Origin of the sequence: Paenibacillus sp. CCS19 (assembly GCF_033239625.1) — a bacterium.
Classification (GTDB): domain Bacteria; phylum Bacillota; class Bacilli; order Paenibacillales; family Paenibacillaceae; genus Paenibacillus_T.
Map to the genome: position 1 here is coordinate 42,526 of NZ_BTCK01000035.1, position 24,066 is coordinate 66,591.

Below are 24,066 nucleotides of genomic sequence, written 5' to 3' on the forward strand. Positions count from 1 at the left end.
CCAATGATAAGTGCGTGCTCCAGAAGATCGGCTGCGATTACGCCTTGTAGGCGCCAAGCAGCTGCTTGATGTTGTCCATCGCATAGCTGACGTGGCGATTGTCTCTTGTCAGTCGGCTTGCCATAATGGCCCCCTCAATGGATGAGAAGAGGAACGATGCTGTTGATTCGGTATCCATGTCGCTGCGAAGCTCTCCGCTCTGGATGCCTTGAAGGAGCAGCGATTGAATGAAGCCGAGCATTTGCTTATAGGCTAGGACCGCGTGGTCGCGCAGCACAGGGAAGGAATGATCGCTCTCGACGGCTGTATTAAGGAAGGGGCAGCCCCCTTGGATAGGCGGATTATAGGCGGTGTCTCGATAGATGCCGCACATTGCTACTATTTTGCCAATGATGGTGTTCTGACTGTCTACCGCCGCGGAGAAATGCTGGCACAGCACTTGTCCCGCATATTGAAACGCTTCGATGGCGATCTCGTCTTTGTTAGTGAAGCTGCGATAGATGGCGCCTTTGGTAAGGCCGGTAGCGTCCATAATATCCTGCATCGTCGTCGCCGCGTATCCCTTCTCGTTGAACAGGTAGGCGGCTCGCTCGATAATTCGGAGTTTCGTAAGTTCGCCTTTACGCATGATTCGAGGTCCTCTCCGTATACATACTATTAGCTGATTATAGCATAACGGTCGTTGTCCAATAGACATTGCCTTATCTTATCTAGTGCATTCCCCTGTTATTGACAGTTCGCGAGCCATCATACTACAATGTGTAGTGCATAAGGATGTGAGAGCATGAAGATTAAGAAGCTGAACGTCGGCGGAGAAGGATTGAACCGGTTCTTCGGGCCGCTGGAAGCGAAGATTATGGATCTGCTCTGGTCATCCGAAGGGATGAGCATCAAGGAAGTGCAGTCCATCTTGAACCCGGAAAGCCCAATCTCGATCAATGCGGTGACGACCGTCATGAATCGGCTGCTCGAGAAGGGGCATTTGACCAAAGTGCTGGTAGGTAAGGGACGTACGCAAGCGGCGCGGTTCAGCACCGTGCAATCGAAAGAGCAGTTTCTGTCCGAGCAGACGAAAGTCGTGTCGCAAGGGCTTATTCAGGAGTACGGCAGTCTCGTCGTCAGCCATATGATCGATGCGCTGGAGGATGTGGATCAAGAGATGATCGCCAAGCTGGAGCGCAAGCTGAATGAGATTAAGAAGAGGAACAAGCAATGAACGCGGCGCCGAGGCTGAGATGGGTGTACGGTCTTGCGATCTTCTTCGTCGTTATGGTCGGCTTACAGCTTGTGTTGTTTACGTATCATTCCCTGCACAGCGACAGTACGCAATGCCTGCTCGTGGCGTATATCGAAATCGGCTTGCTTGCGGGTTATACGATTGCGAGGGCGCTATGGCGGATCGGAGCACAGGTGTATCTGTCTCGCAAATGGATGAAGCATTTTCGCTCCATCCAGCAGGAGAAGCTGACGAAGCGTTTGCGCTTCCAGTATCGTGATCTCGGCATACGAATGCTCGTCGTTAGAGACGATACTTTCGTTGCAATGGCGATTGGCATGCGGAAGCCGACGATTGTCATCTCCGATACGGTGCTGGACATGTTCAGCGATGCGGAGCTCAAGGCGATTATCCTGCATGAATGGCATCACTGCCGCAATCGCGACAATGCGAAGCTGTTCTTCACGAAGCTGCTGACGGAAAGCTTCGGGTACTTGCCGATCATGCGTCCGATCTATCGTTACGTTCACACGTGGATGGAGCTGCTTGCGGACCGGTTCGCTATCGAGCGGATGGAGACAGAGCTGCCGCTGGCAAGCGTGCTGTTGAAGCTGTCGAAGCTGGGGAATATGAGGCAGCATGCGGCTGCCGTGCATTTTGCCTCGGCGACGATGGATTATCGGATCGCGCAGGTGCTGGAGCCGGATCAAGCCGTTAAGGTGAAGATCGCGATTGTGCGGCCTATGCTGATCTCCTTATCTTTCTTGCTGTTAATGATGATTAGCGGGGATTCCTAAAATCCCTTATTTTTTGAACTATTATACTACATAATGTAGTGCAATTGAGGAGGCTTAACAATGAGCGTGGAGTTGTTTTCAATAGGCGGATTTACGCTGTATACACATGGCGTGATTACGGCGCTGGCCGCGATGCTGGCGCTTGGGGTGGCGCATTATTTGGCTGCGGGGACGCCGTACCGGGATCATATTACGAATATGGTGCCTTATCTGTTCGTCGGGGCGATCGCAGGCGCGCGAATCTGGCACGTATTCTTCTTCCAGTGGGGGTACTATTCGAAGCATCTGTCCGAGATCATTGCGATCTGGAATGGCGGCATCTCGGTGCAAGGCTCTCTCATTGGCGGCTTCGCCGCGATGATCGTATATGCAAGGAAGCATCGGTTGTCCTTCTGGGGGCTTGCGGATGTGCTTGCGCCGGCGATCGTCTTAGGCCAGTCGATTGGCCGTATCGGATGTTTCATGAACGGTGACGCTTATGGTTCGCCGACGGGACTCGGCTTCGGCATGATCTATCGAGAAGGCACATTAGCCTACGAGAAATACGGTGCTGTGCCCTTGTGGCCGGCGGAGCTGTTCGAGAGCTAGTGGGATCTTATTATTTTCGCCGTGCTGCTGACGATCAAGGGTCGGAAATGGATGACAAGAGGTATGTTGTTCCTCGCTTATAACATCCTGTATTCGATCGGCCGGTTCAATCTCGAATTCCTTCGCGGGGATTCGCCGCGATATGCTCTTGATTGGACGGCTGGTCAATGGACCAGCTTCGTGGTAATCGTCATTAGTGTGTGCATGATGGCGGTGCTGTACGCCTATACTCGGCGGGGAATACAGCAAGCTCCGGCTGTTTAGCTTCTTTGTTTCACGAGGTTATTGGAGGCAGGCAATAGGACGTCGGCCGCCATGTTATACTGCAATATAGTAATCACTTCTCAAAACAACTTTCTTGTGCACAAATAGTTGCGAGGCGAAAGAGCAGCTTTTTTATACTTTGATTGAGAGGAGGGGATAGGATGGAATGGCTTGAGCGGATGAACCGTGCAATGGACTACATTGAGGCCAATCTGAATGACGAGATTATGCTCAGTGAGGTATCTCGCAGAGCTTGCTGCTCGTCCCATCAGTTTCAGCGAATGTTCTCGTTCATTACAGACGTTACGCTGGCCGAATATATTCGGCGCAGAAGACTGACGCTTGCTGCGCTGGAGTTACAGAACAATGAGGCTGCGAAAGTAATTGATGTGGCGATGAAATATGGATATGAATCACCGGTTTCTTTTGCCCGCGCGTTTCAAGCGCTTCACGGCATCACGCCGGCAATGGCTCGACAAGATGGCATCATGCTCAAAGCCTACCCTCGCTTGTCCTTCCTCATCACAATCAAGGGAGCGGAAGCGATGAACTATCGCATAGAGACGAGGGAGTCATTCGAGGTATTCGGCATGGAAGGTGTTTTTCGCAGCGATGGAGAGGGTGTTGAAACGAGCACGCCTGCTCATTTCTGGCAGCAAAACCTTGCCAATGGCGGAGTGGAGAAGCTTGCTGCCAACGCCGGTGATTTGCCTTCTTTTGTGAGCCAAGATTTCAATAAGGTGCATGCAGTATGTACGTATCGGAATACGGGGACGGATACATTTCCTTATATGTTGTTTGCTTTTAAGAGCGGTAATAGTCGGGTGGATGGGTATGAGGTTGTGACGATTCCGGCGCATACTTGGGCTATTTTCCCGTCCGAGTTATTTGATTGGAACGCATTCGACGGGGTCATGGAATCACTGTATCGCCGCTTCTACACCGAGTGGCTGCCGACTTCAGGTTATGAGCAGGCGGATGGAATGGAGTTCGAAATGTACGGAACGAAAGAAGGTCTGCAATTCGTGGAGTTGTGGTTTGCGGTACGTAGAATCGGATAGGATAATTGCACAACAAGCAGCCATCCCATGGGTGGCTGTTTTATTTTCCACAAGTTTACACAAATTGTTTGAATTTATCGGGTCGAACATCATTTACATGAAATTAGATAAAAGGTAATATTAACCACATACCGAACGGTCGGTATGCTTATCGACGAAAGGAAGAGTTCCGTTGAATCAAGAGTCAGACAAGGTCACGAAGCAGCGCATTGTTGATTGTGCGAAGGCGTTATTCTCGCAGAAGGGTTATGCCGCCACCTCGATTCAAGATATTTGCAAGGCAGCCGGCTGCAGCAAGGGCGGTGTATACCACCATTTTGTGAACAAGGAGGATCTGTTCGTCTACATTGCGGATACCGCCTTCACGGGCTCATGGGATGAATGGTCGAAGCGGACTGCGGATATCGATGATATGGAAGAGCTGTTCTATGTGTTTGCGGACTATTTCGTCGATACGCTGCAGCGGCCGTTATCCAAGGCGGCGGAAGAATTTATGCGGGTCGCAGCGGGCAGTGAGAACACCGTTCGTTTTGTAGGAATTATGAATGCGTATATGCGGAATTTTGAAGATTTTATCGGCAGGGTCATTGCTTCAGGCTTCTTAAAGGAAGAGGATCCGAAGACATTAGCATTCATCGTGCTAAGCTTCTACTCCGGTCTAAGCGATAGTCACGCTTTCTTGTCCAAGGACGAGATGAAGGTGTTGTTCCGCAAGTCGACCGAGCTGTTGTTATCCGGCATTCGACGTTCATAAGGAGGAGTAAGTATGTTCATTGGTACAGATTCCAGCGAGATGATTAAGTTGTCCGTCATTATTCCGGTGCATAACGAAGAAAAGTATATTGCAGGCTGTCTGGATTCGATTCAAGAGGCGGCTAAGACATTCACGGGGACGATTGAGGTTGTCGTTGTTCTGAATCGATGCGAAGACCGTACGGAGGAAATTGCTCGTTCTTACAACTGTGTGATCGTTCGCGAGGATACGAAGAACCTGTCGGTCATCCGCAATGCCGGCGTTAAGGCGGCAAGAGGGGAATGGATCGTATCGATCGACGCCGACAGCCGCATGGCTGCGAACATGTTATCCGAGGTGGAGAGACTGCTGTCCGGCGGGCAGATGATTGGCGGCGGCGTAGGGGCAATCCGGATGGAGAGGGTATCGCTTGGCATTATTTGTTCCCTGCTCGTCGTGCTGTTACCTCTGATGCTCAAGTACGGCAATATATCTGTCGGGATGTTCTGGTGTCGCAGGGAAGACTTCCTCGCGATCGGCGGCTTTAACGAGCAGATGCTGATGACGGAGGATGCAGACTTCGCTAAACGGCTGAAGAAGCACGGTCAGAAGAAAGGACAGAAGTTCGGTACGATTCGCACGGCGAAGCTGTTCACATCGACCCGGAAGTTCGATACGCATGGAGACTGGGGGTTGTTCAAGAACCCTGGCATCATATTAGGCTACTGGACCGGCGGCAAAGGGAGAAGCAAACGGGCGGCCGATAAGGCATACTACGAGAACCAAGCTAGATAACCTCTTACATCTTCAGCGGTATGTAAACCGATAGCTCCTTTAGATTCGATCGGTTGAAAACCTCCAATGTATAGGCATCCGGATCATGGTCCAACCCTTGCTTACGCAGTTTATCGAGCAAATAGAAGTAAGTGTCGTCCACTTCGGAACGGCCGGCAGGACCAGCGTGGTTGTAAACGGCATATTCGCGCGGGGGCAGCGAAATGCTGAGCATTCCGTCAGGAACAGCGCGCGGATGCGTGACCTCCATGCCTGCGATGTAATGGTAGACATGGCTTCTGCTCAGCGCAACCCCGACATAGCTGGTTCGATCTACGGCATTCATGATCTCATGCTCACGGTTCATCAATGATTCCCATACTGCGGGCATATGCACGCGGGCCATGTAGACCGCTGTGAATGGCGCCTTGAACTCAACGCCTACAATATGCGTCATAGGCTTGATGCATCGACTGAACAAGCTGGGCTGTTGTTGCTGCTGCACACGGCGCGACGAAGCCTGCTTAAGAAGACTGTACCCGCCATTGCGGCCGGGCTCCGCATACAGGGGTACGCCCATTCCGCTGAGCTCTTGCAGATAGCGCAGCATCGTCCGATAGGAAACGCTGAACTCCTCCGCTAACTCATCTACCGTAAACTGCTGTCTCTCATAAATTCGAGCGATGACTTCATGCAGCCGCTGTGTTTTGGTCATAAATCTCACCTGCTCCGCTTGATAATCTGTCAGTTTCTGTCACCATTCTATTGTATAGTGGACTTATGGAATTGTCATATTCTAACTTATTCGGGGGCGATACGATGGAACAGGTGAAAGAAACGATGCTGGTGACGAAGGAAGCTTTTGTAGCGGTGGGATTGAAGTGGGTAGGCACATTCGCTGGAGCGGCAGCAGGCGAGATTCGGGCGCTGCATACGGAGATTATCAATCGTGTACACGAGATCAAACACGTTATTAACCCAGATAAGCTTCTGGGCTTGTCCAATCATATCAACGGCGAAGATGGGTTCACGCATTACGGGGTCGTCGAAGTGTCGCAGGTTGAGGATATTCCGGAAGGCATGATCACGATCGAGCTTCCAACCCTGACTTATGCGAAGTGCGAGCATCGCAAAGGGCAGACAATCGACGCCTCCTATAACAACATCTATTCATGGATTGAAAGGAATGGATATAAGCAGCATGCTGGCGACGTAACGCACTTCGAGATCATGCCGATGGATCAGGACCCGTATACAAGCGAGCCTGAATTCGATATCTTAATCCCTGTCGAGGTCAGGTAACGGTTACCGCAGAACTGTGGCATCCGTTAGTGTTCTGGCAGATTGCTGCTGTTATATAAAGGTAAAGGTTACGACGAAGAGGCTGCTGCTGTGAAGCAATTGACCAGCTTCTTTTTTTATTTTCACCCGCCCTGTAAATATACGGGCTTGCTTACCAGATATATTAAAGCTATTATAGATACATATAGTCCTTAATGGAGGTCGAACCATCATGAAATATTCCCAAGCAACCGACTATGCGCTCCATGCGATGCTGTATCTCGTAGCATCTGCGCCGGATAAGCCGGTTGGCGTGCAGCAGCTAGCGGAGAAGCTGGGCGTATCGCCGACCTACCTCTCGAAGCTGATGACGAAGCTCGTCAAAGCGGGACTAATCGTCTCGACACCAGGTGCGAACGGCGGTTATAGGCTGCGGAAGGCACAAGACGAAATTTCTTTTCTCCATGTTATTCAGGCGATCGAAGGAACAGCAAGTTTGCTCGAATGCAGTCTGGACCATGGGGATGAGTGCATGATCCAACAAGTTGTGCTGGACGCAGAGCGTCAGATGGAGCAGCTGCTCGCGAGCAAGAAACTGGTTGATGTCGCAAGACGTCTGCCTGCAACAACGGATTAAGTTCCGTTTTTTTCTTGCTTATATTACAGATATAAAGAGTCTTTAATGTCTCTAATTAAACTTGAGGAGGACTATCAATGAAACAGTATGATTGCATCATTATCGGCGGCGGACCAGCGGGGCTGAGCGGCGCGCTTGCGCTTGGCAGAGCGAGGAAGGACGTCCTTGTGCTCGATGATTCCCGGCCGCGCAATGCGGTCACGCACGAGATGCACGGCTTCTTGTCGCGGGATCGGATCAAACCAAGCGAATTCCGGCGCATTGCCAAGGAGCAGATTAGCGAGTACCCATCGGTCACGTTCGCCGCTGAGACGGCTGAGTCAATCGAAGGATGCGACGGCCGGTTCCGCATCACAACGGAACAAGGGCACACCTACGAGAGCAAGAAGGTGCTGTTCACAATCGGGAAGAAGGATCTGCCGCTGCCGATTCCAGGACTACTCGATGTATACGGGACGAGCGCGTTCGTATGCCCGTATTGCGACGGCTGGGAGCTGCAGGACCAAGAGCTCGTCATCATCGCTAAGGGCGCAGGCGCGGTTCATTTGGCCAAAATGATTCCCGGATGGTCCAGCCGTTACGCCATTTGCACCAACGGGCCGGATGAGCTGACGGAAGAGGAACGCGACGAGCTGCGCCAGCATGGCGTGCCCGTATTCGATGCGCCGATTCGTTCGATCGTATCAACCGAAGGCATGGTGGAGCGTGTGGAGTTAGAGGACGGCACAACGGTATCGTGCACGGGCATCTTCTTCGCACCGCAGCTTACGATCGGATCTGAACTGCCGGCTTCAATCGGGTGCGAGATGAAGGAGACGGGATCTGTCGTCACCGATATGCTCGGCAGAACCAATGTGCCGGGCGTCTATTGCGCAGGCGATGCCGGAACGGAGATGTATCAAGCGATCGCAGCCGCATCGACTGGCGCGATGGCGGCTATGAGTATTAACGGCGAGCTGCTTATGGAGAGCTGGAACCGATCGATGCAATAAACTGGACTATGCAAATTCTGGGTCTGCCAATAGAATAGGAACAGTTATACATGACAGAAGCGAGGGATCGCAATGCCAGAACGCATACTCTAGTCTGAACATTTTTCGGAACAGACTTGGAGGTTAGCAGCAATGAACGCAGCATTATCTGCCATACAATTAGAAACGGAACGACTCATTATCCGTCCCTATATCGAGAGCGACCGAATAGAATCATTCGAGCTCATGCAGAACCCGGAAGTACTGACGTATATGCACATGGACATATTCTCGCTTGAAGAGTATCAAGGCGTGTTCGACTGGTTAATGAGCAGCTATGATACGCCGTTCGACGAACCATTCAAATATTCATTTGCGATTCGCAGCAAGACAACAGGCGCCTTCGTAGGCTGGTGCGGGGTAGGCACGTTGGACTTCAGCGCGCCTGACAAAGAGCTGTACTATCTGATCGGCCGCGAGTATTGGGGCAACGGGTATGCAGCGGAAGCCGCTTCGGCACTGATCGATTACGCATTCGAAGTCATCGGGATCGACAAGCTGTACGCGAAAGCCGATCCGCGGAACGCTGCGTCCGTGCGTATTATCGAGAAGCTTGGCTTCAGTTTTGACCGCGTATTAGAAGGGCTCACGGGCGATCATGCAGACTGCAACGGTGAACGGATGTATGTGCTGACGAGAGAGAAGTACGATCAACGGTAATTCTATAACAAACGGAAGGTCCATCCTTAGGGTGGACTTTCTATTTGGAAGGATAGAAAAGAAGATAAAAAGTTTAAGCTATGTATATACCGTTAATTTATGAGGGGTGGACGTATTGAGACAAGATAATAGCAAGCCGTTGGTTAATGCCAGATGGAAGATGACGTTTGATATTATCTTCGTCGTTGGCCTTGTGCTTACGCTTATTAAGCTGGTCTTTCTTGTTCTGAACAAACTAGGGGATCTGGATATCCATGTATTCAACGATAAGTTCATCTGGAATATCGGGCCGCTCGCGCTGATGGTGATCGGGGGAATCGGTTCCGGCGCGCTGAAGGAGAAGCAGCAAGGGACGAACAAAGGGAATGACTAGCATCGCTGTCTGATTGATGGCTTTCGCATCATGCCTATGAATAGACGCTGGGGAATAAATGTGATCAACCGTCTGCAGGCGGCTGCTTCCGATCGCGAGGGGGCAGCCTTTTTTTGCTCATATCGGCTAATTGAATTGGGCATCACCCTTCCTCTACAATAGTCGGTATAACCTGAGCGAACGAACATATTCGAGAGGAGCTCGCGCACACGTATGACGATGACAGCTTCCATCCGCATCCTCGTCGTCGAGGATGATAACGATATTAATGCGCTGCTATGCAGCATCATTCGGAAGAGCGGCTACGAGCCGCAGCCAGCCTATTCCGGTACGGAGGCGCTGCTGCATTTGGACAACGGCGGCTTATGGGACATGGTGCTGCTTGATCTCATGCTTCCCGGCATGAACGGGGAAGACGTCATGCGCAGGATTCGCGAGACAAGTCACGTGCCGGTGCTCATCATCTCAGCCAAACTCGATCAGCGTACGAAGGTGGACATGCTGCGAACAGGGGCAGACGATTACATTACGAAGCCGTTCGACATCGAGGAGGTGTCGGCGCGGATTGATTCCCATTTAAGAAGATCTCGCCATGCCATAGAGCCATTAGCTTCTCCACAGCTTCGCCATAAGGACATCGTAATCGATACCGAGGCCGGAACCGTCAGTGTCGGAGGTCAGTCCGTCTTACTCACCGCGAGAGAATACCGTATCCTGGAGCTCTTCCTTTCTTCGCCGAAGAAGGTGTTCACCAAAGCGAACGTCTACAAGAGCGTGTGGGAAGAAGACTTCCACGGCGACGATAATACGATTAACGTACATATGAGCAATCTAAGGAACAAGCTGTCCCGTGCGAATCCGAGCGAGGAATACATCGAGACGATCTGGGGCATGGGATACCGGCTTCGAACTTAAGCTTTTCTTAAGAGTTGTCTTAAGCGCTGCTTATGTTTTCCTCTCTATACTGGGAAACATCATCAGAAGGAGGAGAACCATGAGCGAATACGTAATGAGAACGAACCAGATCTCCAAACAATATAAGCAGCAATGGGCGCTTCGCCAAGTGAATCTAGCCATTCCGAAAGGCGCGATCTACGGATTCATTGGGCAAAATGGCGCCGGCAAATCGACGATGATCCGTCTTGCCGCCGGTCTCGCGTTCCCGACATCCGGGGAGCTTGAGCTGTTCGGCGCGACGGGCGGACAGGCGCTGACCGAGGCAAGACGCCGGATCGGCTCGATTATTGAAGGGCCCGCGCTCTATCCGCAGATGAGCGCGGCAGATAATCTAGAGGCACACCGGCTGCTGAAAGGCATCCCGGGGCGCGAGTGCGTGAAGCGGACGCTCGAGCTTGTCGGCTTGGAGGGTACAGGGAAGAAGAAAGCGAAGAACTTCTCGCTCGGCATGAAGCAGCGGCTTGGACTAGGCATTGCGCTGCTCGGCGACCCCGAGTTTCTCATTCTCGATGAGCCGATCAACGGACTCGACCCGATGGGGGTCGTCGAGATTCGCCAGCTCTTGATGAAGCTGAATCGCGAATATGGCATTACGATTCTAATCTCGAGCCACATTCTAAGCGAGCTTCATCTGCTGGCTACCCACTATGGCATCATTCATCACGGACGTCTGTTGGAGCAGTTAACGGCAGCCGAGCTTAACGCGAATTGCCAGCAATATTTGCATATTAGGGTGAACGATCCGCATCGAGCGGCGGTTGTCATGGAGACAGCCTTGAACACGACCGATTACGAGGTAAGTCCGGACGGGACAATCAAGCTGTTCCAATTCGTACACACGCCGGGCAAAGTATCGACTGCGCTGGTGGGCGGCGGGCTTGTCATTGAGCAGTTCATGCCGATGGGCGTCGATCTTGAGGCATATTTCGCCAGCCGGATCGGAGGTGCCGCGCATGAATAATCTCATTAAGGCGGAATGGTTTAAGCTGCGGAAGGATCGGTCGTTCTGGACGCTTATTTGGATTCTGACAGCCATCTCGCTGCTGTACATCGTTGACAGCATCTATGATGGCGATTTTCAACTCGACTCGTTGTATGCGAATGACATGCTCGGCGTTAATTTTCAGTTCATGCAGCTCGTGCCTTGCATTCTGGCCGGGTTCTTCATCTCCGGGGAATATGCCGCCGGCACGATGAAGAGCATTGTATCGTCCGGAAACAGTCGCATGCGGGTTTATGCAGCGAAGCTTCTTGTATTCACGATAGGGGCGGCTATTCTATCTATACTGCCTTTGCTGTTGATGACAGGCGGAGTGGGCATTTACGTCGGATTTGCCGATCTGCCCGATGCGGGCTTCTTCTTCGAGACAATCGGGCTGACGTTGCTGTATGCAGCCGCATTCGGCTCGATCATGACGGTGTTCGCGACATTGTTCACAGAGAGCGGCAAGTCGATCGGTTTTCTGCTCGTATTCTTTATGTTCTTCGGTTCGCTGCTCCAAGCGCTTAGCGCGAAGCTGACTTTCCTTGAGCCGCTATGGGATTACTCCGTGTTCAAGCTGTTATTCAACATTGCGGATGCGAAGTCGCTGGACGGGGGCCAATGGTTTACGCAGCTTGCCGTTCCGATCGCTACGATCGTTGTTTTCGGGTGGTTGGGCTGCCGTATTTTTCAGAGAAAAGAAATCAAATAGACAATGGGCGGTGAGCGTTAAGCATGTTCTGGATCGCAGGGTTAGGTGTGATGACGGGCGTGCTGGCGCTCGTTGCGTTGTATCGGCTGAAACGTGAAATCCGGCGAGCGACAAGGCAGCTGCAGCAGTGGAATGAGGGTGCCACCGCGAAGAAGCTTGATGTCATCGTGCAGGATCGGGACATGGAGGCGCTGGCTGAGCAGATCAATCGGCAGATCGATCGGACCCGGCAGGCGAATGCGGAGAAGACGCGGACGGAGAACGAGCTCAAGCAGGCGATCTCGCATATTTCACATGACATTCGAACGCCTATGACGTCGATTCTTGGTTATGTGCAGTTGATCGAGAGCGAGGAGATGCCCGAGGCACAGAAGCGGGAGTATACGGCAGTCGTTCGCAAAAGCGCACTCCGGCTCAAAGCGCTGCTCGAAGATTTCTTCGAGCTGTCGGTCATCGAGTCGCCGGATTATGCGTTGAGTATGGAGAAGGTTGTGCTGAACGAGCTGGTGCTGGAGAGCCTGGTCGGTTATTACGAGGCGTTCAACCAGCGGCATATCGAGCCGATTCTCGGTCTTCCAGAGGATGAGATTAGCATGATCGCCGATCCCTCTGCGGTGAAGCGGGTCATCGAGAACCTATTGACGAACGCGCTCCGATATTCGGATGGCGACGTCTCGATTGAGCTGGTGCGGACAGCGGATGAAGCATCAGCACGGCTTACGATTCATAACTCCGCGCCACGGCTGCAGCAGTCAGATCTTGCGTATTTGTTCGACAGATTCTACAAAGCGGATCAGCAGCGGACGGAGAAAGGGACGGGACTTGGCTTATCGATTGCGAAGAGCTTGATGCAGAAGATGAATGGCAGTCTGACCGCGGAGCTGAAGGGCGGCGCGTTATTCATGCATTGCGAATGGCGGGAGATTGAGCAGGATAGCGCAGGGTGAACGAAGAATTTTAAACAAAATATTGAAAAGGTGAAGGTATGCTCCACATGAGGCGAATCGCTAACTAATCGAACGTGAAGAGGGGACGAGTAAGATGCCGAACCAGTCGGAAATCCTTCAGCAAGCGATTGCGGTCAGCCGTCAGGACCTGCCGGAGCTGCTGTTTGTCGGGATGATCGTGAACGTATCGTTCAAGCACGGTGACTTCAGCCGAATCGGCGAGGTCAAGGAAGCCTTCATGCGCAGGCGGGCAGAAATCCAGCATGTCGTCGACCCGGATTACTTCTATGCCCCCTGGTACAGCTGTGAAGTCATGTTTACGTACTTTTACTGCATGCAGGTAAGCAGTCTGGAACATGTACCAGAAGGAATGATGGGCTTCTCGGTGCCTGCGCACACGTACTTGAAGGCGGAGTACGATGGCGTATCGCCATGGGAGCCTGATCCATACGGCGAGCTGCATCGCTACCGGGAAGAGCATGGGCTCAAGGAGCGCCCGAATGCGATGGTTATCGAGAAGTACGCCTTCGCGGACGAAGGTCGGGAAGGCCGCATTACGATCGATATATTCGGTCCGATTGAATAAGCAGAAGCCCTCTAGCGGTAATAGCCGCCAGAGGGCTTTATTGTTAGGGTGAAGGGCTGACCTCCTGTCCAGGTAGTGCTTTCTCTCCGTTTGGCGCACTAGCCTCCCGGCGAAGAACGCCGCTAAGCAAGAAGGCGACAAGCGACAGTGCAAGGCAGAAGCCAGCGAAATAACCGATGGGTGAGAAGCCGCCAAGCTGGACGTAGAGCAGGCTGGCAACCCATGCACCCAGCGTGTTCGCACCGTTCATCGTCGCGTTAGCGAGGCTGGAGATCGTCCCGCGTATGGAAGCGTTAAGCGACGTAAGACCTTCCATGGCGATCGGGAAGATGATACCTAGCGTGGCGAATAGGATCAGATAGCTGGTCGTCACAACGGATAGATTGGCGATATGAGGCATACTGGCATATAACACGATGACCAAGAGCATGCCTGTCGTAACAGCTTTTACTGTGCCAAGCATACGGATCGCATAAGCACTGATCAAGCTGCCAAGAAGCGTACCGAACCCAAGGAACATCATCACGTTGCCGATCTGCCCCACGTGAAGCTCGAATCGGTCGGCCAGCCATCGTCCGGTGAAAGCAATAGCTGTACCGCTGCCCAGATGAAGGAGCAAGTAGGCGAAGAAGCCGCCTCTGGCCTTGCCGCTTCTCATAAGCGGTACATATCGACGAAGGATGACGGTTGGGCCACTCGATGCTGTACGCGGCTTGATATCCGGCAGCATATAGAATACGCCAACGCACAGCAGCAGCGAAACACCGCCGATCGTCCAGAATGGAACCGACCAGTTAGCGGCAGCAAGCCAGCTTCCGATCGGCACGCCGAGCGCTTGGGCGGTGGCGAGACCCGAGAAGGCGATGCCCATCGTTCGCGAGATGGCGGCGGAAGGCATGACGGCGGGGATAGAGGCCCATACCTGCGGCGCTGTGAAGGCCGCGCTGATGCCGGCGAGGAAACGGAACAGACACATCGTCCAGAAGCTGTCGGCAAAGCCGCACAGCATGGTGGAGACCGAGAACCCGAGCAAGCCGCAGAGCATGACCGTTCTGCGATTCCAGCCATCCGACAGGGGACCGGCAATTAAAGCGAAGATCGAGGAGCCAAGCGTATAGGCGCCCAGCATCCAGCCAGCGCTGCCTGTGGACACATGAAACTCGGCTTGCAGCGTCGGAAGCAAGGGCGAGATGAGGAACGTATCGGTTCCGATCATGAACATAACGACGAAGAATAACAGGGTAAATTTCCGCACGATGGATCACTCCTACTTGGTTTAGGTCGTTTACAGCACCATCGTACGGTATAATGGTGACAGACTTTGTCATCAACTAGGAATAGATAGGAAAGGGGCGCATGCGGATGCCGAAGTCCAAGAGACTGATGGAAATCATGATGACCGTCAACCGGAAGCGGCGGTTCAAGGTTCAGGAGCTTGCGGACGAATTCGGCGTGTCGAAGCGGACCATTCTAAGGGACCTGCAGGAGCTCAGCGAGCTCGGCGTACCTTTATATTCGGAGGTGGGACCGCATGGCGGTTATCAGGTCGTACGGGAGCGGGTGCTGCCGCCGATCGCTTTCACCGAAGGCGAGGCTGTAGCGATGTTCTTCGCGGTGCACGCCTTGCGTCATTACTCCTCGCTTCCATTCGCGGCCGAATCAGCCTCGGCTCTGAGCAAGTTCTATCTGCACATGCCTGGCGATGTAAGGGACCGGATCGACAGCATGAAGGACCGGGTCGACTTCATAGCGCCGACAAGATGGAGCGATGCCCCCTGTCTGGCGGCATTGCTTAATGCCGCCATTCAACAGAAGGTGCTCGTCATTCTGTATGAGTCGCAGGATCGAGGAACAGAGAGCCGCCTCATTCAACCGGTCTGTATTTATGCCAACAACGGCTTCTGGTATTGTACGGCCTACTGTTTCGTGAGGCAGGATTATCGCGTATTCCGATGTGATCGGATTCGAGAGGCAGTGGATGATATATCCGGCACGGCGCCCGTTCAACTGAAGGATGTTCGGCTCAGCCGCCGAGATGCCGCTCAGCCGAGGGACCCGATTCGACTCCGCGCCGTATTGAGTAAGGAAGGGGTCCAACGCTGCGAATCCGAGCTATGGCTGGCTCCTATGCTGCAAGTTCGGGAGGACGGCACGGGCCTGATTGACCATGATGTGTCGCGTGATGATATCCCGTTCTATGCGCAGTTCATGATCGGCTTGGGCGACGAAGTTGTTCTCGAGGAGCCTGGAGAGTTGAAGGAAGCCATACGAATGAGATTGGCTGCCCTGTTGGCGCGATATCAGAGCGAAGGCGCACAATAATCATAACAACAGCCCACCATCGGCGGATCGCCAACGGTGGGCTGTTCATTGTGCACGCTATGCTGCCAATGTTCTGCTACCCCGATGATTCGTGCAAGGGCTTTATCTGGTCGGATAGACAGGCCGATCAAGTTATTGATATTACTCTTCTTCGGCTGTAACAATGACCGATGCGCTTGCCTCACGAGTCGGCCCGTTATCGGATGTGAGCGAAGCCGGACTAACGATGACGGTGTCCTCCTCGACGTCCGGGAGAACGAATGGTATTCGCAGTGTCTCGCATGCCCCGACTTCCAACCTTTCGATAAGGAGCTGCAGGCGGAGGAGCGGAGCGCTAATGCGAACGTTAATAAGCGGTACATTTCCCGTATTGCAAGCGCGAACGGTGAAAATCACGGTCTCGCCTTCCCTTCCGACTTGAGGTTCGACCGTTTGGGTCAAGGAAGCATTCGGCAAGGACTGTTCCGTGATTACGACCTCCTGCTGCTGAGGAGGCGTCTGGTCAGAGAAAATCGTAACGATGTTACGGAATTGAGTCCCTCCCTGCGTTCCTGGCGGTATCGGCAGCTGAAGCGTGAATACCCGTCTCTCGCCAGGCGCAAGCGTTGGAATAATCGTTCGGAAGTTAAGCAGGGAATCTGAGACGAGCACATTCGTCAACGTAATGCCCGTGACGTTGGTGACGGTAATCGTCTTGACCACTGTCTCCCCCGGTCTTGGCGTTTCCGGCGTCGCTTCAATCTCAAGATTCGGCAGCTCAACAGGGTCGGCAATCGTTACCCTCTCTTCGTCCTGCTCCGCTGGCGAACCAGGCGCTTGCTCATCCCAAGTGACGGTCACCCGGTTGGCAATGATGCTGCCGAATGTTGCGCCTGCCGGTACTGTGAACGTGAAATTAACTCTCTCCGTCTCGCCTGCAGCAATGACCGGAATCGTGAACTGCTGGCCAGTTAAGGAGTCGCGTACGATGACGTTGGTTGCCGGAATACCACCGGTGTTTGTCACTTCAATGGTGTAACGGATCGTTTCCCCCGGCTCCGCGGTAGTCCGATCCGCACGTTTGCGAACGGTCAACGTCGTCACCTGTCCAGGAACCACCGTCACTTCATTAACGGTCTCCTCCGGCGGCGATTGATCAGATCTGGCAATGAATGTATTGCGGATGATGCTGCCTGGTGCTGCGCTCACTGGTACGATGAACGTCAATGTTAAGGAAACCGTTGCATTCGCCGGCAGCTCTGCAATCGTCTCGTTCAGCCCGATCAGCGGATCAGACAATACGACATTCGTCTGAGGCACGCCGACCAGATTCGTTACGGTCAGCGTATAGGTGATCGTATCTCCCGGCGAGGCTGTATTGCGGTCGGACACTTTCTGAATAAGAAGCGCATGAACGATAGGCTCTTCCACGGTCACTTCATTGATAGTTTCAGTCGGTACGGATTGGTCTGAGCTGGCGATTAACGTATTGCGAATAATGCTTCCGGGCACTGCGTCTGCAGGGACGACAAATGTCACCTCAATGGTAATGGTTGCGTTCGCCGGCAATTCTGCGATTGTCTCGCTCAATCCGAGCAGTACATCGGTTAACACGACGTTCGTCTGAGGAAGATTGACCAGATTCGTTACGGTCAACGTGTAAGTGATCGTGTCGCCTGGAACTGCTGTGTTGCGGTCAGGAAGCTTGTGGATAAGAAGTGTCGGCTCTGGCGGTAATTGAACGATGACTTCGTTAACCGTTTCCGCCGGCTCCGATTGATCGGAGCTGACGATGAACGTATTCCGAATGACGGTGCCGGGCACTGCGCCTGCAGGAATGGTGAACGTCACGGTTCGGGTAATAGTGACGTTAGCGGGCAGTTCATCAATCGTCTCGCTAAGCCCCAGCAGCGTATCCGTCAACATAACATTCGTTTGAGCGAAGTCCCGCAGATTGGTTACGGATAACGTATAGGTAATCGTCTCGCCAGGTGCAGCTATATTGCGGTCGGAGACTTTCTGAATGAGCAGAGCAGGCCCCGGCGGCTCTAGAACAGTCACCTCGGCAACGGTGTCCAGCGGCGGCGATTGATCGGAACTGACGATAAAAGTGTTTCGAATGATGCTGCCGGCAACGGCGTCCGTCGGAACGGCGAAGGTGAACGTCCGGGTAATCACTTCATTCGCCAGCAGAATTGGAACCGTCTCATCCAATCCCAAGAGGGCATCAACTAATACGACATTCGTCAGGGGGAAACTGCGCAGATTCGTCACGGTCAACGTATAGGTGATCGTCTCGCCCGGTACAGCTGAATTGCGATCCGGAAGCTTCTGAATGAGCAGCGCCGGTCCAGGCGGCTCGACCACGACGACCTCGTTAATCGTTTCTTGCTGCGGTGTTTCATCCGAACTGACGACGAACGTATTCAGGATAACGGTCCCTGGCGCTGTATCGACCGGAACGGTGAACGAGAATGTTCGGGTGATCGTCACGCCCGCAAGCAGGACGGGAATCGTCTCGTTAAGACCAAGCAGCTCATCGAACAGCACAACATTGGTCTGAGGAACATCGAGCAGATTCGTTACGGTCAGCGTATAGATCACCGTATCTCCAGGCTCTGCCGCAGCAAGGCTCGACTCCTTCAGAAGCGACAGACCGGTCCCTACCACCGTAACGATCGATTCGGCTTGCTCAGGGCCGGTTTGATCGGACTGAACGGTGACAATGTTAAAAATATCCGAACCGACCGGCGTATCACGGGGGATGGTGAATGCGAACCCGTGATCCTGAACTTCTCCTACATGAAGGATAGGCACAACGAAGTCGATCCCGAGGAACGGATCGAATATTCTGATGTTGGTCAGTGGCACATTCCCAAAGTTTTCTAAAGAAATAATGTATTGAATCGTCTGTCCAATCACTGCCGCAGGTGTATCCGGAATCTTGCGGACCGCTAATCGCGGATCCACGAGCACCGTCACCTCCGTGCTGTCGGATACAGGTTCTCCGATTTGATCCGCGAAGGCGATTGCCGTATTAACAAACGTAAGCGGCTCGATTTCCAACGGCACGAAGAAGGGTACATGAAACTCGATCGTTTGCCCGACGCCAAGCACGGGAAAATGGAAGCTCTGCCCGGTGAGGTCTTCGAATACTTGAATGTTCGTAAGGTCCGCATTCCCTGTATTGCTGATCGTGATTGTATAATTAACAACTTCGCCCGGGGAAACGACATTCCGATCCGCCGTTTTCGTAATTTCCAGCCTAGGAACCGGCAGCACTTCGACCGTCGTTCCGATTTCTTCAGGATTAGGGAGGTTGTCGGCCGTAATGGTCAGCGTATTAACAATCGTGACTCCTGCTTGCGCATCCGGAGGAATATGAAACGGCCAATCGATAACAACGACTTCTCCGGGTGCGATGATCCCCCAGAAGTGGTCCAGTCCAAGGAGCGGATCGATAAGATGGACATTGATCAGATCAGCGTCACCGTGATTCTCCAGCGTAATGGTAAAGAAGACGGTATCCCCCGGGAAGGCCGCTGGCGGGTTTACGGTCTTGTGCGCAACTAAGAATGGAGTGCCTGTAACGAGAATTTCCGCATCGGCAGTAAGCGGCTCTCCGGATTCGCCGCCGTTGCCGAATTGATCGGAAGAGACGAATACCCTGTTTGTAAATATCCCCAAGGGCAGATCGAATGGGACTATAAATTCAAATTGGACGACATGGACGGCGAAAGGTGGAATGAACGGTATGATTTCATGAATGCCGAGCAGCGGATCACGAACCTGAACATTCGTGAGCGTTGCCGCGCTAGGGTTCTGGATCTCAATCGTATAGGTCACGGTTTCGCCGCGGCGCACTTCGAATCGGTCTGGAAACTTAATAATCCCCGTTCCTAAGCTCAAACAAATCCTGATTACAAAGGCATCGCTGCCCCCGTGCAAGAACGGCTGGAATGCGCCAGGCGTGACCGGAAAATCTGTGGAGAACGTCTGACCGGTTACAAAAACGCAGCCGGTGCTGTCCACGGCAACCGCATTGCCGACATCACTCGAGCTGCCCCCGATGTAGGAAGAGAACACAACTTCATTGCCTTGAATGTTCAATTGCGTAACGAATGCATCTCCGCCGCCATGAGGGAACGGCTGGAAGGCATCTGGCGTGGTAGGGAAGTTCAGCGATGTGGTGCTTCCTGTTACGTAGGCAAAGCCGCCTCGCAGCGCGATGCCATTGCCTGCGTCCGATTCGCTGCCTCCTAGGAAGGTCGAGTAGACCAGATAATTGCCTTCCGGACTTAGTTTGGTAACAAAAGCATCTGACGTCCCGCCGTTATAACCCGGTTGGAATGCCCCAGGCGTAGCCGGAAAATCAAAAGAAGTGGTGCTTCCTGTCACATATGCCTGAGTCAGCTCATCAACGGCTATGGCCCGGCCCTCATCGTCCCCGTTGCCGGTCAGATAAGTAGAGTACGCCAAGCTTGAGCCGGATACACTTATTCTCGATACGAAGACAGCTATGACGCCCGTCAGCGAAATCTGAAAAGCGCCCGGTGTCGTCGGAAAGTCCGGCGATGTGGTGGAGCCTGTGACGTATGCGTCGCCCGATCCATCGACTGCGATTCCGCGTGCCTCATCAAGCCCATGGCCGCCAAGAAGAGTCGAATATTCAAGCGAGCTTCCGGAGGGGTCCAGTTTGGAAACAAAAGCATGCTCATTCGCGATAAAAGGTTGAATTTCGTTGATGACAGGGAAATTGACGGAAGACGTACCTCCCGCGACATATGCGTTTCCTATGCTATTAACGGCGATAGCGAAACCGGTGTCCACGCCTTCGCCGCCAAGAAAGGTGGAGTAGATCAGCGAACCGCCATTGGCGCTTAATTTGGTGACAAACGCATCTTGCGTTCCGCCGATGAATGGCTGCAATGCACCGACTGTTATCGGAAAATCGGGTGAAAGGGTCTGCCCAGTCACATACGCCTGACCTGAGGAGTCAATTGCAATGCCTCGCCCTAGATCCGAACTGCTGCCGCCTAGATAAGTGGAATAAACGAGTGCGTTGCCGCCAGCGTTTATTTTGGTCACGAATGCGCTTGAAGCTCCGTCTTTGCCAGGCTGGAATGCTCCAGGGGCAATCGGGAAATCAAGCGACAAGGTTTGCCCCGTTATATAGGCATTATCTTGATTGTCGACCGCGATGCCGAATCCGATATCCGTATCGCTTCCGCCAAGATAAGTAGAATAGAGCAGGAACATCGGATCGATGATAAGTTCAAGGTCCGGCCGGTAATCGTTTTCGATTGCGAAGCCATAGGTGCAAGCGTCCTGCCCAACAGGCAAGAGATAGTGGCTCTCTACCATAACCCTGCGGCCATCGATGATCTGATAGCTGACGGGTTTCTCCTCCACCAGCGTGCCTAACGAGGTATGGATTTGAAGATCGCCTTCCTCACTTAGGGATAATCGTTCTGCGCCTCGGTATTGAAACCGGATGTCGCTCGGATTGGCGCCGGGTTTCACGACCAAGTCGTATTTGAATTTTCCGTTGTCACCGTAGAAGATGAGATCAACGCCCGGCCACAGCTCTTCGTAGACAATTTCCCGATAGTTGGACAGGTCCGTACGCCACTTAGACGCATCGTTACCGATGAAATAATGGGATTTATTCGAGTCCTCGCGACGGCTAGTGATGCGAGCGGATCTACTGGCACCGATAAATTGCAAGGAAAGCGCTGTGCCGATCGACTCATTCCGTATATCCTTCCCGGTAAATACAAATAGGACCTCATCCGAGGAGAAGCCAATCTGACACCCTGGTTTACTGGACAAAAAACGGATCTCATCACGCGTCTGCCCGACATTGGGTACGAAGGTCAGCGGGAAGTTCGCAAATTCCCCGAACGGCATCCGGCTCTTTGTTGAATTCGGTAACATAGGTATCCTCCTCAAAGATCATTTTGTTTGCCTAGCTAATCATCTGGTCTGGTCCATACACAGACCTCGGAGTTAGGGTCATGATGAGCCATATCAATCCATCAATGTTACTAGAGGCATTACTGAGCAGCTTAGTGAATACATTGGGAGTACCCGTTTCTTCGGCCTAGCCCTCCCCTCTTTGTATGGTTCTTGTAGTGCTCCTCACGAAGTTGCATCTACACGCATGCTGAACGACAATCATCCACTTTCATGTCTATTGGCGTTTGGGCAGAATTAGTCTTCTGATCATGAAGATGTAAGAAACCAAGCCTTTGCTGCTGTAAGTACAGCATGCAAGGGCTTTTTTGCTGCGCTGCAGTTATTTCTTGGGAAATTATTTTCGGATTTTTACTGAAACTACTTGCACCTTACGTTGCGTCATCTTTTATAGTGAAGATACCGGTAAACAAGTTAGCGCTAACGAGGGAGCTGCGATGACACAACGTCCATATTGGAAAGTAGGAGATCTGGCTGAGCTGACGGGGCTTACCGTGCGAACGCTTCGGTTCTACGATCAGATCGGGCTGTTCTCGCCATCGGGCCAGACGGAATCCGGCCATCGGCTGTATGATGCATCCGATCTGTCGCGGCTGCAGCAGATCGTATCGCTGAAGGAGCTGGGGCTGTCGCTTGAAGAAATCAAGTCGGCGCTTGAGGGGAAGCAGATTAGCCCGGCAGAGATTGTGAAGCTTCAGATGACCAGGGTGAAGGAGCAAATTCAGCAGCAGCAACAGCTATTGGAGCAGCTTCAGCACGTCTCCAAGCGGATGCAGGGACAAGCCCCGCTGACGGTTGATGATTTCACGGGACTGCTGCAGGCGATGCGGGTCAGTCACGAGAAGGTCGTAATAGAGCGCCAGAAGAACTGGGAGCATCGGCTGAATGCGCTGGGAAGTTTTATTGTCCGCGACCATGAACAGAGCAACCATTCGAAGGAGGAATAACGATGTCCGAACGATTCGTCAAACACGCAACATTCACGGTGGAGCGTACCTATAACGCTTCTCTGGCAAGTGTTTATCAAGCTTGGTCCGATCCAGAGGCCAAGGCCAAGTGGTTCTCGAAGGCAGACGTGTTCGACTTCCGCGTCGGCGGACGCGAATACAGCAGCGGGGGTCCGCCGGAAGGGCCGGTCTTCACATTCGACGCTTGCTTCCAAGAGATCGTGCCCGAGCAGCGGATCGTCTACACCTATACGCTGGATATGGGGGAGACACGTATCTCCGCATCCCTTACAACGGTTGAATTGATTCCAGTAGAAGAAGGCACGAAGCTGATTTTCACCGAACAGGGAGCGTTCTTCGATGGGCACGATACGCCGGAAATTCGCGAGCACGGCACGGGCGAGATGCTGGACGCGCTCGGCAAATCACTTTAAAGGGGCGAGGAAATGACTGCGATTATTGTAGAGAACGGGGTCATCTCGTCACGTCAATTCGACGTAACGAAGGAACGGGTTTACGAAGCGTGGACGACGCCTGAGCTGCTCGCTCGTTGGTGGGGGCCAAGCGGCTTCGCGAATACGTTCCATGAATTCGACCCGCGGCCTGGCGGAGACTGGCGCTTCACGATGCATGGACCGAACGGTGTTGATTACCCGAATCACATTACGTTCGTCGAGCTCGTACCTAACGAACGCATCGTTCTTACACACAATGGCGCTCCTGAATTTCAAGTAACGGCAACCTTCGAGGATGCGAATGGCGGTACATTGGTTTCGTTCCGTCAGATTTTCAAGAGCGCCAAGGTATTCGAGCAGGTGAAGGCGATTTGCATCGAAGGCAACGAGCAGAACTTCGATCGGCTCGGAGCGTTGTTAACGAGTGAATAGATGAGCCAAGCAGTCGAGTAGAAGTGCTCGGCTGCTTTTTTATATGCTCGTCGTTTGGTTGGGCGGTGCGAGGTGGTTTAAGTGTGACATTCCCCCATCTTGAGCTGCACCAACGATCGAACAATGTTGCCACAAGCCGAATTAAGCGTGGCGGAACCACGCTTAAACGTGCTGCAGCGTCGCCCCGAGCCGAATAAATGTGACATTCCCCCGTCAAATGCCCTGCCACGTTCGAGCAATGTGCCGCATGCCGAATTAAGCGTGGTAGAACCCCGCTTAAACGTGCCGCAGCCTCGCCCCGAGCCGAATAAATGTGACATTCCCCCGTCAAATGCCCTGCCACGTTCGAGCAATGT

At 52.9% G+C, this 24,066-nt stretch carries 23 protein-coding genes and 1 pseudogene; 20 read left to right on the forward strand and 4 right to left on the reverse strand.

The genetic code is table 11. The annotated features are described in order from the left end of the window. Window positions 1-37: 37 nt before the first annotated feature. Window positions 38-628 carry a TetR/AcrR family transcriptional regulator gene (locus SBI19_RS21150; protein WP_317971505.1) on the reverse strand — a complete coding sequence of 197 codons (591 nt, stop codon included), beginning with the start codon at window positions 626-628 and terminating at the stop codon, window positions 38-40. A gap of 156 nt (window positions 629-784) precedes the next feature. Between SBI19_RS21150 and SBI19_RS21155 the strand changes: the two genes are divergently transcribed. From SBI19_RS21155 to SBI19_RS21180, 6 genes and pseudogenes are all read left to right on the forward strand, one after another. Beyond that, complete coding sequence (locus SBI19_RS21155; protein WP_317971506.1) at window positions 785-1,216, forward strand: BlaI/MecI/CopY family transcriptional regulator; 432 nt, start codon at window positions 785-787, stop codon at window positions 1,214-1,216. After that, window positions 1,213-2,013, forward strand: a complete 801-nt coding sequence (locus SBI19_RS21160; protein WP_317971507.1) for a M56 family metallopeptidase — start codon at window positions 1,213-1,215, stop codon at window positions 2,011-2,013. The genes SBI19_RS21155 and SBI19_RS21160 overlap by 4 nt, the downstream gene beginning before the upstream one ends. Window positions 2,014-2,073: 60 nt before the next feature. Then, window positions 2,074-2,865, forward strand: a pseudogene (lgt, locus tag SBI19_RS21165) (prolipoprotein diacylglyceryl transferase). Between the two features lie 161 nt (window positions 2,866-3,026). Further along, window positions 3,027-3,926: an AraC family transcriptional regulator gene (locus SBI19_RS21170; protein ID WP_317971508.1), complete on the forward strand. Its 900-nt coding sequence runs from the start codon at window positions 3,027-3,029 to the stop codon at window positions 3,924-3,926. Window positions 3,927-4,098: 172 nt separating this feature from the next. Further along, on the forward strand, window positions 4,099-4,680 hold the full coding sequence (locus tag SBI19_RS21175; RefSeq protein WP_317971509.1) for a TetR/AcrR family transcriptional regulator: 582 nt from the start codon (window positions 4,099-4,101) through the stop codon (window positions 4,678-4,680). A 12-nt stretch (window positions 4,681-4,692) separates the two neighbouring features. After that, window positions 4,693-5,454: a glycosyltransferase family 2 protein gene (locus SBI19_RS21180; protein WP_317971510.1), complete on the forward strand. Its 762-nt coding sequence runs from the start codon at window positions 4,693-4,695 to the stop codon at window positions 5,452-5,454. 4 nt (window positions 5,455-5,458) lie between these two features. Here SBI19_RS21180 and SBI19_RS21185 read toward each other — a convergent pair whose 3' ends face one another. Continuing rightward, window positions 5,459-6,148, reverse strand: coding sequence for an HTH domain-containing protein (locus tag SBI19_RS21185; protein WP_317971511.1), 690 nt, complete (start codon window positions 6,146-6,148; stop codon window positions 5,459-5,461). A gap of 104 nt (window positions 6,149-6,252) precedes the next feature. Between SBI19_RS21185 and SBI19_RS21190 the strand changes: the two genes are divergently transcribed. The 10 genes from SBI19_RS21190 to SBI19_RS21235 all read left to right on the forward strand — a co-directional run bounded on the left by SBI19_RS21190 (window position 6,253) and on the right by SBI19_RS21235 (window position 13,599). Further along, window positions 6,253-6,735, forward strand: coding sequence for a GyrI-like domain-containing protein (locus tag SBI19_RS21190; RefSeq protein ID WP_317971512.1), 483 nt, complete (start codon window positions 6,253-6,255; stop codon window positions 6,733-6,735). Window positions 6,736-6,946: 211 nt separating this feature from the next. Then, entirely contained in the window at window positions 6,947-7,351 is a 405-nt protein-coding gene (locus SBI19_RS21195; RefSeq protein ID WP_317971513.1) for an RrF2 family transcriptional regulator, read from the forward strand. A gap of 77 nt (window positions 7,352-7,428) precedes the next feature. Then, window positions 7,429-8,343: an NAD(P)/FAD-dependent oxidoreductase gene (locus SBI19_RS21200; RefSeq protein WP_317971514.1), complete on the forward strand. Its 915-nt coding sequence runs from the start codon at window positions 7,429-7,431 to the stop codon at window positions 8,341-8,343. Between the two features lie 132 nt (window positions 8,344-8,475). After that, window positions 8,476-9,042, forward strand: coding sequence for a GNAT family N-acetyltransferase (locus tag SBI19_RS21205; RefSeq protein WP_317971515.1), 567 nt, complete (start codon window positions 8,476-8,478; stop codon window positions 9,040-9,042). A 115-nt stretch (window positions 9,043-9,157) separates the two neighbouring features. Next, window positions 9,158-9,415, forward strand: a complete 258-nt coding sequence (locus SBI19_RS21210) for a hypothetical protein (protein ID WP_317971516.1) — start codon at window positions 9,158-9,160, stop codon at window positions 9,413-9,415. A 219-nt stretch (window positions 9,416-9,634) separates the two neighbouring features. Then, the gene (locus SBI19_RS21215) at window positions 9,635-10,330 is read left to right on the forward strand and encodes a response regulator transcription factor (protein WP_317971528.1); all 696 of its coding nucleotides are present in this window, start codon (window positions 9,635-9,637) and stop codon (window positions 10,328-10,330) included. 79 nt (window positions 10,331-10,409) lie between these two features. Continuing rightward, the gene (locus SBI19_RS21220; protein ID WP_317971517.1) at window positions 10,410-11,333 is read left to right on the forward strand and encodes an ATP-binding cassette domain-containing protein; all 924 of its coding nucleotides are present in this window, start codon (window positions 10,410-10,412) and stop codon (window positions 11,331-11,333) included. Next, complete coding sequence (locus SBI19_RS21225; RefSeq protein ID WP_317971518.1) at window positions 11,326-12,066, forward strand: ABC transporter permease; 741 nt, start codon at window positions 11,326-11,328, stop codon at window positions 12,064-12,066. Before SBI19_RS21220 ends, SBI19_RS21225 begins: the two co-directional genes overlap by 8 nt. A 23-nt stretch (window positions 12,067-12,089) precedes the next feature. Further along, entirely contained in the window at window positions 12,090-13,013 is a 924-nt protein-coding gene (locus SBI19_RS21230) for a sensor histidine kinase (RefSeq protein WP_317971519.1), read from the forward strand. A gap of 94 nt (window positions 13,014-13,107) precedes the next feature. Continuing rightward, on the forward strand, window positions 13,108-13,599 hold the full coding sequence (locus SBI19_RS21235; RefSeq protein ID WP_317971520.1) for a GyrI-like domain-containing protein: 492 nt from the start codon (window positions 13,108-13,110) through the stop codon (window positions 13,597-13,599). 43 nt (window positions 13,600-13,642) lie between these two features. On the opposite strand, the gene SBI19_RS21240 is transcribed toward SBI19_RS21235, so the two are convergent. Then, on the reverse strand, window positions 13,643-14,854 hold the full coding sequence (locus tag SBI19_RS21240; protein WP_317971521.1) for an MFS transporter: 1,212 nt from the start codon (window positions 14,852-14,854) through the stop codon (window positions 13,643-13,645). A gap of 107 nt (window positions 14,855-14,961) precedes the next feature. Here SBI19_RS21240 and SBI19_RS21245 point away from each other — a divergent pair, with 107 nt between their 5' ends. Continuing rightward, window positions 14,962-15,921 (forward strand): helix-turn-helix transcriptional regulator, encoded by a 960-nt coding sequence (locus tag SBI19_RS21245; protein ID WP_317971522.1) that lies wholly within the window; start codon window positions 14,962-14,964, stop codon window positions 15,919-15,921. Between the two features lie 141 nt (window positions 15,922-16,062). On the opposite strand, the gene SBI19_RS21250 is transcribed toward SBI19_RS21245, so the two are convergent. Continuing rightward, on the reverse strand, window positions 16,063-21,837 hold the full coding sequence (locus SBI19_RS21250; protein WP_317971523.1) for a DUF7507 domain-containing protein: 5,775 nt from the start codon (window positions 21,835-21,837) through the stop codon (window positions 16,063-16,065). A gap of 476 nt (window positions 21,838-22,313) precedes the next feature. Here SBI19_RS21250 and SBI19_RS21255 point away from each other — a divergent pair, with 476 nt between their 5' ends. The 3 genes from SBI19_RS21255 to SBI19_RS21265 are packed head-to-tail and all read left to right on the forward strand — an operon-like array spanning window position 22,314 to window position 23,710. Further along, entirely contained in the window at window positions 22,314-22,823 is a 510-nt protein-coding gene (locus SBI19_RS21255) for a MerR family transcriptional regulator (protein ID WP_317971524.1), read from the forward strand. A 2-nt stretch (window positions 22,824-22,825) separates the two neighbouring features. Beyond that, on the forward strand, window positions 22,826-23,257 hold the full coding sequence (locus SBI19_RS21260; protein ID WP_317971525.1) for an SRPBCC family protein: 432 nt from the start codon (window positions 22,826-22,828) through the stop codon (window positions 23,255-23,257). 12 nt (window positions 23,258-23,269) lie between these two features. After that, complete coding sequence (locus tag SBI19_RS21265) at window positions 23,270-23,710, forward strand: SRPBCC family protein (protein WP_317971526.1); 441 nt, start codon at window positions 23,270-23,272, stop codon at window positions 23,708-23,710. Window positions 23,711-24,066 lie beyond the last annotated feature (356 nt).

Coding starts and splice junctions, on each gene's coding strand:
- SBI19_RS21150 (WP_317971505.1), bottom strand. CDS start 628: ATGCGTAAAGGCGAACTTACGAAACTCCGAATTATCGAGCGAGCCGCC.
- SBI19_RS21160 (WP_317971507.1), top strand. CDS start 1,213: ATGAACGCGGCGCCGAGGCTGAGATGGGTGTACGGTCTTGCGATCTTC.
- SBI19_RS21220 (WP_317971517.1), top strand. CDS start 10,410: ATGAGCGAATACGTAATGAGAACGAACCAGATCTCCAAACAATATAAG.
- SBI19_RS21195 (WP_317971513.1), top strand. CDS start 6,947: ATGAAATATTCCCAAGCAACCGACTATGCGCTCCATGCGATGCTGTAT.
- SBI19_RS21235 (WP_317971520.1), top strand. CDS start 13,108: ATGCCGAACCAGTCGGAAATCCTTCAGCAAGCGATTGCGGTCAGCCGT.
- SBI19_RS21225 (WP_317971518.1), top strand. CDS start 11,326: ATGAATAATCTCATTAAGGCGGAATGGTTTAAGCTGCGGAAGGATCGG.
- SBI19_RS21170 (WP_317971508.1), top strand. CDS start 3,027: ATGGAATGGCTTGAGCGGATGAACCGTGCAATGGACTACATTGAGGCC.
- SBI19_RS21205 (WP_317971515.1), top strand. CDS start 8,476: ATGAACGCAGCATTATCTGCCATACAATTAGAAACGGAACGACTCATT.
- SBI19_RS21255 (WP_317971524.1), top strand. CDS start 22,314: ATGACACAACGTCCATATTGGAAAGTAGGAGATCTGGCTGAGCTGACG.
- SBI19_RS21185 (WP_317971511.1), bottom strand. CDS start 6,148: ATGACCAAAACACAGCGGCTGCATGAAGTCATCGCTCGAATTTATGAG.
- SBI19_RS21265 (WP_317971526.1), top strand. CDS start 23,270: ATGACTGCGATTATTGTAGAGAACGGGGTCATCTCGTCACGTCAATTC.
- SBI19_RS21230 (WP_317971519.1), top strand. CDS start 12,090: ATGTTCTGGATCGCAGGGTTAGGTGTGATGACGGGCGTGCTGGCGCTC.
- SBI19_RS21250 (WP_317971523.1), bottom strand. CDS start 21,837: ATGTTACCGAATTCAACAAAGAGCCGGATGCCGTTCGGGGAATTTGCG.
- SBI19_RS21215 (WP_317971528.1), top strand. CDS start 9,635: ATGACAGCTTCCATCCGCATCCTCGTCGTCGAGGATGATAACGATATT.
- SBI19_RS21155 (WP_317971506.1), top strand. CDS start 785: ATGAAGATTAAGAAGCTGAACGTCGGCGGAGAAGGATTGAACCGGTTC.
- SBI19_RS21245 (WP_317971522.1), top strand. CDS start 14,962: ATGCCGAAGTCCAAGAGACTGATGGAAATCATGATGACCGTCAACCGG.
- SBI19_RS21180 (WP_317971510.1), top strand. CDS start 4,693: ATGTTCATTGGTACAGATTCCAGCGAGATGATTAAGTTGTCCGTCATT.
- SBI19_RS21260 (WP_317971525.1), top strand. CDS start 22,826: ATGTCCGAACGATTCGTCAAACACGCAACATTCACGGTGGAGCGTACC.
- SBI19_RS21200 (WP_317971514.1), top strand. CDS start 7,429: ATGAAACAGTATGATTGCATCATTATCGGCGGCGGACCAGCGGGGCTG.
- SBI19_RS21190 (WP_317971512.1), top strand. CDS start 6,253: ATGGAACAGGTGAAAGAAACGATGCTGGTGACGAAGGAAGCTTTTGTA.